Below are 13226 nucleotides of genomic sequence, written 5' to 3' on the forward strand. Positions count from 1 at the left end.
TCCTTGCTAAACAGTCCAGTACGCCCGTCACCTTTTACCTTGATATGACAATGACCGAGTTACTGGACTGGGCAGCATCGGTAGAGGCGGTAATGCGGAAGGGGGAGCCAAATGTCAAGACAGTATAAAATCGCGTTTGAGCTGGCGGCTAAAATGGACAGCACATACAACCAGGTTTTTAGCCGGGCACAACGCGACATGCAGCAGTTGGAGCAGCAAGCCCGCCGTATGGATCAAATGCGACTATCTGGCGACATGGTCCGGCCGCTGCAGCAGGATTTGACTAGACTTACGCAGCAGTTCCACTCCATCCGGAGCATACAAGGGCCTACCGGCGTATTTACCGATATGCGTCAAGACCTGCGGGCAATGATGCCGGAGCTCCGCGAGCTCAAAAGCTTGCTGGAAACAATCCGGCGTATTCGCATGCCAAGCGATCAGTTTGGCGGCGACATGGACCGTTATTTAAACCAAATCCGCGAGATGGAGCGGCGAATGCGTGGGCTAGAAAACATGCGTGGGCCGCAAGGTGGCGGAAGCGGTGGGGGAGGCGGCCGTGGAGGCGGAGCCGTGGGAGCTGGTGTAATGGGCGGTGCGGCGGTCGCCGCTGGCGCCGCCGTTGCTGCTGGCGCCGTGGCCGGAGGTATGGCATTTTCGTACGCCAATGATTATCAAAAGGCGATGGCACAGATTCAAGCGGCGACTGGGTCCACCAAAGAGGATATGGTCGAGCTAAAAAATGCCGCCAAGAACCTATACAATCAAGGGCTCGGAGAAGACTGGGCCGATCTCTCTCAATCTATGAGCATTGCAAAGCAGGTCACCAAGCAGCAAGGGGCCGAGCTGGAGCATACCACGAAAAACGCCATGCTTTACCGCGATGTATTCGGGGAAGATGTTCAGGAATCCATTAAAGCGGCTGACACGATGGCGAAAAACTTTGGGATTACGACGGATGAAGCGTACAACCTGCTCGCGCAAGGGGCGCAGAAGGGCCTCAATAAGTCCAACGAGCTCCTGGACACAGCGAACGAATATAGTCCCTATTTTGCCAAGCTTGGGTTTGCGGCTAACGATATGTTCGATATCCTGAGTTCCGGCCTGGAAGCCGGCGCATTCAACCTGGATAAGGTTGGGGACGGAATCAAAGAGTTCGGTATCCGGACGAAAGACGGTTCCAAATCGTCTATGGAAGCTTATAAGGATATCGGCCTCAACGGAGCCAAGATGACCGCACAGTTTGCGGCTGGCGGAAAAGAGGCGCAGCAAGCCTTTTTAACGACGGTCAAGGCGATAAACGAAATAAAAGACCCCGTCAAGAAAAACGCCGCCTCCGTCGCCTTGTTTGGTACGCAGGCCGAGGACCTGGAAGCCCGGGTTGTCCAGTCATACGGAAATGTCAAAAAGCAATTTGACATGACCAAAAACACGATGGGCGAGATCACAGAGATTAAGTTCGACACCGTCGGAGAAGGGTTTAAGCGGATCGGCCGTCAGTTGCTTACGGGTTTTGTCATGCCTCTGGGAGATTTGGCTCTGCCAGCCATGCAAAAGCTATCTGGCCTAATTGGCAAGGCGATACCGGCTATTCAGAGCGGTTTCGCGGAAGTGGGAAGCACGGTGGGTCCTATTATGAGCAAAGTCGGCGGGGATCTCATGCACCTTTTCCAAAACGGTTATGACGGAGAAATGAAGGGCGTCACCATGAATTACGCGCAGATGCTCGGCTTAAGCTCGACAGATGCGGCAGCTATCACAAGTGGGATTGCCGGTGTTTTTGATAAGTTTACAACGATCAAAGACAACGCGATTGCAGGTTTTAAAGACATCTTGCCGAGCATTAAAAGCATTTTCGGTTCTGTCATGGGCGTTGTAAAGCAGGTTTTACCGGTTATCGGGAAAATCGGCCTCACCTTCATGAATGTTGCCGGTACGGTTTTAAAGGCCCTGCAGCCCGTCGTTTTTTATATTGCCGGTAAGATTTGGCCCGTAATCGCGCAGCTGTTCAATTTCATTGCAACCCAGGTTTACCCCAAAATAGCCGGCATTATTACCGCTGTACTGCCACAAATAACGGCCGTCACCTCAAAAATTGGTGAAGCCGTGACCTCTATTTTCAATTTTGTAAAGCCGATTATAGACGCCCTATTTATGGCCTTTCAGATCGCTTTTCCGGCTATCAAGGCGGTTGTTATGGCCGCTTTTGACGCCATAGGGGGCATCATATCCGGAATCATAACGACAATAGGCGGGGTTATTGATTTTGTGACGGGTGTATTTAGCGGCAATTGGGAGAAAGCCTGGACAGGTGTAAGAGATATTTTTGGCGGGATTTTTTCCTCGCTGGGCTCTCTCCTGACTGCTCCTATCAACGCCGTGATCAATCTCATTAATGAGGCGATCAGGTCCATTAAAACAATTAAAGTCGATATCCCGGATTGGGTGCCAGGCATGGGCGGTAAAAGCTTCGGCATAGATATTCCCGAGATTAAGCCAATCGGGGGTTACGCCAAAGGGGGGATCGTCAGCAGCCCAGAAATCGCCTGGGTCGGTGAGGGTGGAGACCGAGAGGTCATTATCCCGATTAACAACTCTCAGCGGAGCCGAGGTCTATACGAGGCTGCCGGACGCATGTTGGGGCAACCGACCGGGACGGGGGATGCAGCGCAGCCCTCAGGAGGCGGGAACTTTGTATACAACCCAACGTTTATTATCCAGGGAAACGCCGATCAAGCGGCCCTGCGACAAATGGACCAACAAAATAGAAGCGACTTTTCGCGGGAATTTAACGAATATAAACGCCAAAGGCAGCGGGTGAGTTTAGCATGACATACACCACAAATCAAGGAGATACCTGGGACGGTATCTCTTTTTTACTTTATGGGACGGAGCGGTACATGACGCTTCTGCTGGAGGCCAACCCAGCCCATACCTCGACCGTAATCTTTTCGGCCGGCGTGAAGCTAATCGTTCCGGAACGTCCGGCAGAACAGTCCGACACACTGCCGCCGTGGAAGAGGGGGGAAGACGATGAATGACATACAAGACGCCCGCCGGGCGGAGCTCGTAATCACGTACAACGGGAAAAATATTTCTCGGGAGCTAGCCGAATCTCTCACAGATTTTTCGTACAACGATGCCGCGCCGGGCTCGCTCGATGACCTGCAGATAAGCCTGGAAGACCGCGGTCGTAAATGGCAAAAGGACTGGTCGCCTGCCGAGGGGGACCGGATCAAAGCCGAAATTAAGGTGACCAATTGGGGCAAAGCTGGGGAAATAAAGCGGCTGCCGTGCGGGACTTTTGAGGTGGATTCCATCGACTTTGACGGACCGCCGGATAAAGTCTCTATCAAGGCAGTCTCTCTCCCAATTGATTCCGAGGCGCGCCAGGAAAAACGCTCGAAAGCCTGGGAAAAGGTCACGCTAAAAACCATTGCCGCTGACATTGCCAAGAGGGCCAAACTCAAATTGAAATACGAGGTTAAGGAAAACCCGAAGTATGACCGATTGGACCAAGCGTCCCAGTCCGACCTCGCATTTTTGAACGACACGGCCATTAAAGAGGGAATCGCTTTAAAGATCACAGCAGGGCAGCTTGTCCTTTTCGACGAGCGGGAATTTGAGCGAAAAGCGCCTGTCTTAAGCATCATCCGGAACCAGTCCGATGTGACGGGCTATAAATTTGCTTGGAGCACAGCCTATGCGGCTTATCGAGCCTGCGAAGTGAGTTATACCACTAGCAAGAGTAAAAAGACAATTAAAGCATTTTATTCGCCTCCTGGAGCGCCTAAAACTGGTCCTGTCCTTAAAATCAACGAGCAGGCCAAATCCCAAGCCGAAGCTCTCCGCGCGGCCGAAAAAAGTCTCCGCGAGAAGAATAAAGAGGCGGGAAAGGCGAGTTTATCATTAGCTGGCGATATTCGGCTTGCTGCAGGCGTAACCATCAATATAGAGGGTTGGGGCCGCTTTGACGGGAAATACCTGATCATAAGTGCCGGTCATAAGATTGGCAGTGGTGGCTATTCAACAGATATTGAGATCCGGAAAGTTTTGGGGTGGTAAGTGTGAATTTTGTGAAATTTGGCTACGTCTCGTCAGTAAATGATTCCGCCGGATCTGTACGGGTGACTTTTCCGGATCTTGATGACCAAGTTTCCGATGAGCTGCCGCTGCTCTCCCCGCAAGCTGGATGGTCAGCGGGTGTTTCGCTGCCTGCCCCGGGGGAAATGGTGGTGTGCATCTTCCCGGAAAAGGGGGCGGAAGGGGTTTGCCTCGGAACCTTTTCCACGATGGACCGGCCACCGCCAGGAAACGCCGATCAGCGCGGGACCTGGTTTGACGATGGAAGTTATGTCTATTATGACCGCTCTTCGGGCGTACTTGCGGTAAAGGCGGTTGGCCGCGTGCGCATCGAGGGCGACCTCGAAGTGACCGGAACTTTGACGAGGGGCGGTGATCGGCTGTGATAGGCGCCTTAGGAGACATCGTTTTTATCGCAACAGCCGAGACGCTACGTACTTTTGACGAATTTAAGCGGAGCAGCGCCAGCCGGTGGGGCAAGCATGAGATTCTGGGCAAAAAGCCAAAAACCCAGTGGGTCGGCCCGGGGCTGGATACGATCTCGTTCGTTATGCGCTTTGATGTGCGGTATGGTGTAAATCCCCGGAAAGAGCTTGACAAATTGGTCGCCACCGAGCGTTCCGGCAAAGCGATGTCTCTCACTATAGGCGGCAAGGGACTAGGCGTAGGACTTTGGATCATTACCAGTCTGGAACAGTCATGGGGGACTATCGACAACCAGGGGAATGTTCTTACCGCTACGGCAAATATCTCACTGGAGGAATATGTATGATTTACACCGTTGATATGCGGCAGCAGGTCCCTATTGACTTTGCCCCCGCCAGTCTGGCCGCCGAGGTGGAGCAGAATATACGGACGATCCTTTCTACGCCGGCAGGGGCGGCGCCTCTATCCCGCGACATCGGCATTCCGCTCAACATCATTGACGAACCGTTGCCGGTTGCTCAGGCCAGGTTAACGGGGCAAGTTATGGCAGCTATATTAACTCAGGAGCCCCGCGCATCCGTCCAGGACATAACCTTTCACACGGATTTTGAAAGCGCCGCAAGCGGCCGCCTCGTGCCCGTAGTGCGGTACACGCTTAAGGAGGAGGAAGGCACTTGAAACTCTCGGATTTACCCGATTTAATATTTGCGGATGCCGATCCGACAACAACCGTCAACAATATAATGACCATGTTTGAGGCGCTAAATGATACGCAGCTTATGCCTGCTGATCCAAGGCGCCTCTTTGTACTATCCCTCGCCAGCTTTGTCGTACAGCAAAATGTACTGATCAATCAAACGGCCAAACAAAACTATCTCCGCTACGCTCCTCGTTCGGTGCTGCAGCACATGGGAGCCTTTGCAGGAGTAACGGAACTGCCAGCCGCGGCCGCCCGGACCACGCTTGAATTCAAATTATCGGCCCCCATGACATCGGCCATAACCATTCCAGCCGGCACACGGATAGGCCCACAAAGTGGGAACGGGCTTTTATTCTTTTCCTCCGAAGAAGTGGCTGAGATCCTTCCGGGGCAAACAACCGGCACCGTAACCGGTCTTTGTTCCATTCCGGGCGAAGCGGGCAACGGTTTTCTTCCAGGGCAGCTTAATGTCTTGATTGATCCGCTGCCGTTTATCCAGTCCGTCCGAAACACAACGGAGAGCGCCGGCGGCGCGGAGGCAGAATCGGACGACGCTTTCCGAGAGCGTATCCGGACGGCTCCTGAATCCTTTTCAACGGCAGGACCAGAGGGGGCTTACGAATATTGGGCGAAGTCGGCGAGTTCCGCAATCATTGACGTTGGAGTTTATTCGCCGTCAGAGGGGCGTGTGACGGTCCTCCCCCTGCTGGCAGGAGGCGAGTTGCCGACGCAGGATATACTCGATGCGGTATATAACTCGGTTAATGACCGGCGCGTCCGGCCTCTAACCGATCACGTCACAGTACGGGTGCCGGAAACCGTGGCGTACGATATTGAGTTAACTTATTGGATATCCAGGAGTCGGGCGGCCGAATCTGCGAATATTCAAACGGCGGTCATAGACGCGGTAGAGGGATATCGGATTTGGCAAAAGTCCAAGCTGGGCCGGGATATTGATCCAACGGAGCTAATCATGAGGGTTAAATCCGCCGGCGCGTTGCGGCTCAACGTGATAAGCCCGTCATACGCCGAGTTATCGACGCTTAAGATCGCCCAGGATTCACGGGTCAAAATCAACTATGGGGGTCTAGCTGATGATTGATATCCAACACGCCAGCATGCTCGATATTCTGCCGCCCAATCTACGGCGGGATAGAGATCTCGCGGCAATTGCGCTGGTCTTCGACAATGAGCTGCAGGCTCTGATTCCGAAAATACGAAAATTGTCCATTCCGGACAGGCTGGACGAGGTAAGCGACGGATTGGCGGATGAACTGGCCTGGCAATATCACGTTGATTTTTACAGTCCGGATTTGCCCATTGAGCAAAAGCGGCAACTTGTAAAAAACGCGTTCCATTGGCACAAACGGAAGGGCACGCCTTCGGCCGTGGAGGAGTTGGTCGCTACGCTTTTCGGGGAGGGGAAGGTCGAGGAATGGTTCGAATACGGCGGGCAGCCGTTCCGTTTCCAGGTTATCACAAACAACCCGGAAGTGACGCAGGACCGAGCGCAGGAATTTTACCGGGCGGTGGAGTCCGTTAAGCGACTCAGCGCAAAGCTTGAACGGGTGATTATCTCCCAGACAGAGGAGCTGCCGCTGATCGTGGCCGGCGTCTTTCACTTCGGAGAAAAAATGACAGTAAGGATGTGAGAATGTGGGAGCATTCGGCGGATTTGTGCTAACGAACAAAGGGCGAAACCTGCAAGCAAAGGCAGAGACGGGCGTCCGCCTGAATTATACAAGGATGGCGATCGGTGACGGCCAGCTCGCCGGGCAGTCGATCCCGACGCTTAATAAACTAATTTCGGAGAAAAAGTCCCTTCCGATCACGAAGCTACGAATCCAGACGCAAGGCCGGGCCGTAATCGGCGCGGTGCTGTCCAACCAGGACATTACGACGGGCTTCTATTTTCGGGAGATTGGAGTGTTTGCGCAAGATCCGGACGAGGGAGAAATCCTGTTTTGCTATGGCAATTCCGGGACCAACGCGGAGTATATCCCGCCCACCGGCGGCGCCGATCTGGTCGAAAAGTCTATCGACGCCATTGTCATCGTAGGCACCGCGACAAACGTCACGGCCACAATAGACAGCTCTCTCGTTTACGCGACTCAGGACGATGTCCGGGACGCCGAGGGGCGGGCAAAAAAGTACACGGACGATAAGGTCGCGTCACTCGTTATCAAGATGACGGGTGCCGAGATTTTAACGGAGCTCGTAAAAGTAGACGGCGCGGGTAGCGGACTCGATGCGGATAAGCTGCAAGGTAAGGACCCCTCCGCATTTTTGGAAAAGAACACGGGCGGAACAGTCAAAGGCCCCATAAATATCGATACATCTAATCAAACCGGCAGGCAGCTTGCGATCAATATGTGGGGGGACCTGAGCGCAAGCAGCGGCGGGCAAACCTTATGGGGAAATAACTGTTATGTGGATCAGGGCGGTAAGTATCGGTATTCCAATACGCATCAAAATGTAGGCGCAACGGGATTACGCCTTAATTTCGGAAACATCGAGTATTTTGACACGGGGAGAATTGCAACGAACGCAGGGGTGGAATTTACGCCAACATGGAAAGTTTTAATGCCCCCTTCCGGAAGTGGGGGTAGAAGTGAATTCCCCAAAGCGAAGTTTACCGGGGATGGGGACGCCCTCTCTTTAATAGGGGCCGGTCACGTCTTTCAGGCTTTTTATCCCGAGGGAGAGGCTAAGGGGCGTAAAGGCTATATCGGTTATCCGGGGGCTGGACAGCATAGTCTCCACATCGTCAACGAATACACGGATGGCGGTATTAATCTAATCACCCAGCCAGGGGTTCAGGCTAAATGGAACGGAGACGAACTCTTAACCCGAAAAACAACCGTAATCAGCGGAACGGACCTTAATAACATCAAGCAGACGGGATTTTATGACGGAGTAGGTTGTCCTAATGCGCCGGGTACAGGGTGGTATTACTATGAGGTGATAACTCACTCTCTCGATCCCTATTGGGTCAAGCAAATAGCACATGATTTTTATACGGACAAAGTTTTCTTAAGAAGGGGACAATCCAGCGCGGGCAGTACAACGTGGTATCCTTGGGTGGAGGTAGGAGGCAATGGCATGGAGCAATATAAGCCTATTGTAAAAAGGCAGTCAATCTCGCTAAATGGTAACCAAGCAATCAATGCGATAAATCTTTCGGGCAAATGCTATCTTTCAAAAATTGCAGTATTGGCGAACTCAAATACTGTACGTTTACGGGTACTTGTCGATGGAGCAGTGTACCTTGACACAACAGTGATTGCGGGGGCGGTTGGTGGTATTCTGCAAAACAGCGATATCGGTTTTGATGGCGGCTATGTTAAAACTTACGCACCCGATTCGGGGCCGCAAGCCAGGAGCATTGGGGGAACCGGCTCCGGCAACTGGTGGGCACGTCCTAACGACTTTCCTAGCCCGGGCGTACTGGGAAGCACATATTACGCCGTACTACCACAGCCTGTTTATGCTAAATCTACACTAGTCGTAGAGGTGACCTGCTTAAGCGTCGCGACAAGTGTGGACGTTGACTTTGCAGGAGGTGTCCCGGCATGAGTGATTACCGCATCGAGGACAATTTTGTCTATGTCATAGAGCCGTTCGGGGAGTCCTTTTATGACATGTTGACCCATGTCCGCCTGTCCGCTGACAAGCAGCCGGATACGGCACAGGATACCGTTACCCTAACCGTCAGCATTTACGACTATGTAGGAGAGCCAGTGCCGGACAATGCGGACGTACAGCTAACCATAAACGGCAAGCAGCAAACGCTCTCGGTGATCGAGGGCGTTTCTTCTGTTACGCTGACCGGACACCCCTACTACGAGGTGACGGCCGAGGCCGAGGGACGGCGCGGGGCGGCGCTCCTGGTCGGCAGCAAGCCGGAGCCGCCCAAGCCGCCGACGGTGGCCGAACTGGCAGCGGAAAACCAGAAACTTCGGCAGGAAATCGCCCGGCAGAATGAAGACTTCCAGTCTTATATGGAATTCGCTATGCAAGAACAGGCGGCGCTAAAAGGGCAACAAGCTCAAATGAATAAGGATCTCCAAGAGTTGATCGAATCTATTGCCACATAGGAGGGATATCATGCAACAGCCAGTACTGAGTTTTTTGCGTAACACATATTGCCGGAGCATTTACGTATACGGTACCGACCGCTTTACGCAGCGAGACGGCTGCAAGGGCATCCGGGAGGATTACAGGGAACCGGTCAAAGAATATTTTGCTGAAACCTACGATGCAAAGTACCTAAATGAAGCCTTGCAAAACGGCTGGATCAATCAGCAGGAATATGAGGAGACAAAAGCCTTAATGACGCCTTATGAGAGCGTCCCAATAATGAGGAATAGCGAGGAACCCATGTGAATCAGAACTTTATTAACGCGATAGCCGCGGCTTTTGGGGCCTTCATCTCATACGCATACGGGGGATGGTCGGAGGCTTTGACTTTCCTCCTATTTGCGATGATGGCTGACTATTTAACAGGCATTGCCGCCTCTCTCAGTGAAGGGAAAGGATTAAGCAGCCAGATCGGATTCAAAGGATTGGCCCGCAAAGGGCTGATCCTTTTTGTTTTGATGTTGGCCCACCGGATCGACATGCTAATCGGCAGCGGTAACAGCATTCTGACCGCGGCCACATATTTTTACGCGGCTAATGAGGTCATAAGTCTGACCGAAAATTACGGCCGGATGGGGCTGCCTATGCCGGACGCGATCCGGAACATCATCGCCGTGCTTAAGAGTAAAGGCGGCAATAAATCAGAGTGAGGCTTTCCGGTGCTTGCCGGAGGGCTCTTATTTATGGGAGGGAATAACATGAAAAAACCGATTTTTGTAATCGACCCCGGCCACGGCGGTAGCGACCCCGGCGCGGTAGGTAACGGGATGCGTGAAAAAGACCTGACTCTTAAGATTGCACAGCGTATCGGAGCATATATTGGAGATCGGGCGGAAGTCCGGTACGTCCGGACAACGGACAAGGACCTCAGCACCAACAAAGCGAAGGACCTTTCGGCGCGGGCCGCCTTTGCAAATAACCTGAACGCGGACTATTACCTGTCCATCCACATCAACGCGGGCGGTGGCACCGGCTTTGAATCGTTCGTTTATACGGGGACGGATGGCGGCCACACCGGAGCGATACGGTCCACCATCCATAAGCATGTATCTGCAGCGTTTGCTCGTCGTGGCCTGCGGGATCGCGGCCGGAAGACCGGCGACCTGGCCGTTTTGCGTCAAACTAAAATGCCAGCGGCGCTCCTGGAGTACGGCTTTATCGACACGGCTGTAGATACCGCGCTGCTTAAGGATGATAATTTTTTGAATGAAGTAGCTAAAGCAACCGCGGACGGCTTGGCGGAAGCCTTCGGGCTGCCAGCAGCTCCCGCGGCGACGGGGCCGGATGCTGCTCTAGAGAGGGCGCTGGCAAAGCTGCACGCGGCCGGCGTGATGGATTCGCCCGACTTCTGGGCTGCCAACGCGCGGGTCGGCGGTACGGTCAATGGCGAGTATGCGGCGCTGCTGATTAAACGTATTGCCGATATTCTTTAATCCAAGGAGGATGATTCCGATGTCTGAACAAATTGCCGACATGCTTAAGCCCCTTCTTCTGGCCGTCATAATGGCCGTTGTAGGCATTTTGGGGGTAGCAATTAACGTTATCAAGGACCGCGCTATTAAGTGGCTCCAGGCCCACACCAACGCAGCCCAACAGGACCTAATCGCTAAGATTGCACAGGAAGCTTTTGCCTTTGCAGAAAAGCAAGGAGCCTTTACCGACGGAAAACAGAAGATGGAAGAGGCGATCGACTACGCGGCCAAGGAACTGCAGCGGCGCGGGATCAATGTAGACCGCCAAAAGCTGCTTGCGACCATTGAGGCCGCCTGGATGCAGTACAACAGCAGCCAGAAACCCGCCGTAGAAGTCAAAACGGTTAACGCTCAAATTGAAGCTCGCGACAGTATGTGAATATCCTGTGCATAAAGCACACACCCCCGCGCCTAATGGCCGGGGGCTTTTTTTGTTTTTCCCAAAACACTTTTACATAAAGAGTTGTAATTTGAAATATAAAATGTTATATTTAGTTCAGAGAAAGAATCCAAATAAAGGGAGAGAATGAGTATGAAAAACGTCATGGTAAGAGCTTGGGAAATTGCCAAAGAAGCAGCTGCAAAATTCGGCGGCAAGGTAAAGGATTACTTCGCCCAAGCTCTTATCTTGGCGTGGAAAGAGATTAAGCAGCCGGAAGACTTCGGCTTTACAGTCATCAAAAAGTTGAACGGCTCTCTATACTTTGCCATTAACAACATTGACGGTATGCAAGTTTATCTCTTATCCCAGGAGATGAACTTGCACACTCGCAAACAATATGTGAAAAGAACTGACCTGGGTAGCTACAAGACAGCCGTTGAAAAGGCAACACAACGTAAAGTCCGCATTTATGACATAAGTCTGGGCAACATGGCAATTGAAGTTGTTGCGAATGGAACCAGCAGAATTATGAACATATACGGCGGAAAATTAGAGTGGAAAAATTAAAAAATAGACGGAGCCAACAAACCGGAGATACCGGGCGAGGCGTGAAAGGACATAAAGAATGGAAAAAGTAATTTACAATCGTTCGCCTGAAAGAAGGACAAACCTAGTCGCGGTATACGATGTGAGTGAATTTGTCCTTCCTGGTAACGAACCTGATGTTGCTGTGAAAATTTCTGTTTTAAACGATGAAAAAGTGATACACTCCCTAGCGCTCCGTTTTGACGACTTGGAAAAGATTTATCTAGCGGCAAAGGCAGAACAGGAAAAATGACATGAGTGGGGGGCTACGGCCCTCCTATTTGATGAGGTGGATCTAGTGGCAAGGTACAAATACAGCGTTACGGTAACCGATGAGGCAGGGAGTCCCTATCCTATCCGGCATTCGGAGCATACCGCCCGAAACAAAGCGATAGAGCAAGCCAAGAACTGGGCCAAAGAATACTCCGATAAACTGGTATTCATACAATTTTATCGGGATATCGACGGCCAGGTCGGCTATATTAATCCTGACGGAATGGACCTTGTAGGCCGCTCCTGGATCGATCCGGAGGTTGTGGGTTCTCCAGTGCCCGAATATGTAGGGCCCCCATATGTGGCCGAACGTCTAGGAAAAACACCCCAGTACATCAGACAAGCCGGCTTGGATGCTCTAAATCCAGGATATAATGGCACCATGATTCGGCCGGATGCCATGTATGGGAAGAGCCCGGCTTGGCTCAAAAGCCGATTTCAGGGGAGCGACACATGAGCGTGGATCGTCAGAAGCAGAATCAACCTGTATCCGTGGAAGTTGAGCATACTTTAACGCCCAACCAAAGGCGTAGAGATTATTTTCGCGAGAGGGAGCAGCTAAGGCGCAAGGAAAGAGCAAGAAACGGCGAATGTCGTCAGTGTGGAGGCGAATGGATTGAGCCTCTGAAAACGCACCGGGGAAAGCCAAAACACTGTCGGAAATGCCAAATTTACTATCATACACGTTATAATGAAAAAAAGGAAAAGGTGGACGATTAGAAAAAGTTTTCAACTATTGCCAAAACCGACCATCCCCTCTATAATTTAAGTATGTCGCCCCTCATAAGGGCGAGGGTTAAAAATTAAGTCCAGATCTACCTACAAAAAAAGCCGCTGGGGAAGCATCCCGCGGCTTTTTTTATTCCGGCTGATGGTGAAGCAGGTTTTCAAGAACCTTCGGCAGTGCCTCAAATTTCTTCTCATGGACAGCCTTTAGCTGTCCGGTGACCTTGCATAGCAGGTCATAATCATTGGTCCGTACAGCTCGTTCAAGCTGACGTACCAATTCCTCATGTTCACTCTTCCAGCTTGCAGCCCAGTCGAATGCTGCAGCTTCTTTCGAAATAGTCGATTTTGCAGACTCTAATCTTTGCCCAATAGATTTTCTCCCCATAGTCCCCTCCTGCAATAATTATCCAAAAAATAAGCTGCCTACATCATATCACGA

General features: G+C 52.0%; 18 protein-coding genes. 17 read left to right on the plus strand and 1 reads right to left on the minus strand.

From position 1 onward, the window contains the following. Window positions 1–153 precede the first annotated feature (153 nt). The 17 genes from KVT34_RS26645 to KVT34_RS26725 all read left to right on the plus strand — a co-directional run bounded on the left by KVT34_RS26645 (window position 154) and on the right by KVT34_RS26725 (window position 12515). Window positions 154–2829 (plus strand): phage tail tape measure protein, encoded by a 2676-nt coding sequence (locus KVT34_RS26645; protein WP_217562791.1) that lies wholly within the window; start codon window positions 154–156, stop codon window positions 2827–2829. Continuing rightward, window positions 2826–3038, plus strand: a complete 213-nt coding sequence (locus KVT34_RS26650) for a tail protein X (RefSeq protein ID WP_217562793.1) — start codon at window positions 2826–2828, stop codon at window positions 3036–3038. Before KVT34_RS26645 ends, KVT34_RS26650 begins: the two co-directional genes overlap by 4 nt. Continuing rightward, complete coding sequence (locus tag KVT34_RS26655) at window positions 3031–4062, plus strand: phage late control D family protein (RefSeq protein ID WP_217562795.1); 1032 nt, start codon at window positions 3031–3033, stop codon at window positions 4060–4062. The genes KVT34_RS26650 and KVT34_RS26655 overlap by 8 nt, the downstream gene beginning before the upstream one ends. Window positions 4063–4064: 2 nt before the next feature. After that, complete coding sequence (locus KVT34_RS26660) at window positions 4065–4466, plus strand: phage baseplate assembly protein V (RefSeq protein WP_217562797.1); 402 nt, start codon at window positions 4065–4067, stop codon at window positions 4464–4466. After that, window positions 4463–4852, plus strand: coding sequence for a phage tail protein (locus KVT34_RS26665; protein WP_217562799.1), 390 nt, complete (start codon window positions 4463–4465; stop codon window positions 4850–4852). The genes KVT34_RS26660 and KVT34_RS26665 overlap by 4 nt, the downstream gene beginning before the upstream one ends. Continuing rightward, window positions 4849–5184 (plus strand): GPW/gp25 family protein, encoded by a 336-nt coding sequence (locus KVT34_RS26670; RefSeq protein ID WP_217562801.1) that lies wholly within the window; start codon window positions 4849–4851, stop codon window positions 5182–5184. Before KVT34_RS26665 ends, KVT34_RS26670 begins: the two co-directional genes overlap by 4 nt. Beyond that, window positions 5181–6308 carry a baseplate assembly protein gene (locus tag KVT34_RS26675; protein WP_254635176.1) on the plus strand — a complete coding sequence of 376 codons (1128 nt, stop codon included), beginning with the start codon at window positions 5181–5183 and terminating at the stop codon, window positions 6306–6308. Before KVT34_RS26670 ends, KVT34_RS26675 begins: the two co-directional genes overlap by 4 nt. Next, a complete protein-coding gene (locus KVT34_RS26680) occupies window positions 6301–6858 on the plus strand; it encodes a phage tail protein I (protein ID WP_217562803.1) in 558 nt (185 codons plus the stop codon). The genes KVT34_RS26675 and KVT34_RS26680 overlap by 8 nt, the downstream gene beginning before the upstream one ends. Window positions 6859–6862: 4 nt before the next feature. Further along, window positions 6863–8782: a phage tail-collar fiber domain-containing protein gene (locus KVT34_RS26685; RefSeq protein ID WP_217562805.1), complete on the plus strand. Its 1920-nt coding sequence runs from the start codon at window positions 6863–6865 to the stop codon at window positions 8780–8782. Next, window positions 8779–9303, plus strand: a complete 525-nt coding sequence (locus KVT34_RS26690; RefSeq protein WP_217562807.1) for a hypothetical protein — start codon at window positions 8779–8781, stop codon at window positions 9301–9303. Before KVT34_RS26685 ends, KVT34_RS26690 begins: the two co-directional genes overlap by 4 nt. Before the next feature lie 10 nt (window positions 9304–9313). Then, window positions 9314–9592 carry a hypothetical protein gene (locus tag KVT34_RS26695; protein ID WP_217562809.1) on the plus strand — a complete coding sequence of 93 codons (279 nt, stop codon included), beginning with the start codon at window positions 9314–9316 and terminating at the stop codon, window positions 9590–9592. After that, a complete protein-coding gene (locus tag KVT34_RS26700) occupies window positions 9589–9996 on the plus strand; it encodes a phage holin family protein (RefSeq protein ID WP_217562811.1) in 408 nt (135 codons plus the stop codon). Before KVT34_RS26695 ends, KVT34_RS26700 begins: the two co-directional genes overlap by 4 nt. A gap of 48 nt (window positions 9997–10044) precedes the next feature. Next, window positions 10045–10779: an N-acetylmuramoyl-L-alanine amidase family protein gene (locus tag KVT34_RS26705; protein WP_217562813.1), complete on the plus strand. Its 735-nt coding sequence runs from the start codon at window positions 10045–10047 to the stop codon at window positions 10777–10779. Window positions 10780–10798: 19 nt separating this feature from the next. Continuing rightward, entirely contained in the window at window positions 10799–11197 is a 399-nt protein-coding gene (locus tag KVT34_RS26710; protein WP_217562815.1) for a phage holin, LLH family, read from the plus strand. 153 nt (window positions 11198–11350) lie between these two features. Next, window positions 11351–11767, plus strand: coding sequence for a hypothetical protein (locus KVT34_RS26715; RefSeq protein ID WP_217562817.1), 417 nt, complete (start codon window positions 11351–11353; stop codon window positions 11765–11767). 58 nt (window positions 11768–11825) lie between these two features. After that, entirely contained in the window at window positions 11826–12038 is a 213-nt protein-coding gene (locus KVT34_RS26720; protein ID WP_217562819.1) for a hypothetical protein, read from the plus strand. 45 nt (window positions 12039–12083) lie between these two features. After that, window positions 12084–12515: a hypothetical protein gene (locus KVT34_RS26725; RefSeq protein ID WP_217562821.1), complete on the plus strand. Its 432-nt coding sequence runs from the start codon at window positions 12084–12086 to the stop codon at window positions 12513–12515. Window positions 12516–12917: 402 nt separating this feature from the next. Here KVT34_RS26725 and KVT34_RS26730 read toward each other — a convergent pair whose 3' ends face one another. Next, on the minus strand, window positions 12918–13172 hold the full coding sequence (locus tag KVT34_RS26730; RefSeq protein ID WP_217562823.1) for a hypothetical protein: 255 nt from the start codon (window positions 13170–13172) through the stop codon (window positions 12918–12920). Window positions 13173–13226 lie beyond the last annotated feature (54 nt).

The sequence above is a fragment of the Paenibacillus sp. GbtcB18 genome, assembly GCF_019091125.1.
Lineage (GTDB): Bacteria > Bacillota > Bacilli > Paenibacillales > NBRC-103111 > Paenibacillus_F > Paenibacillus_F chitinolyticus.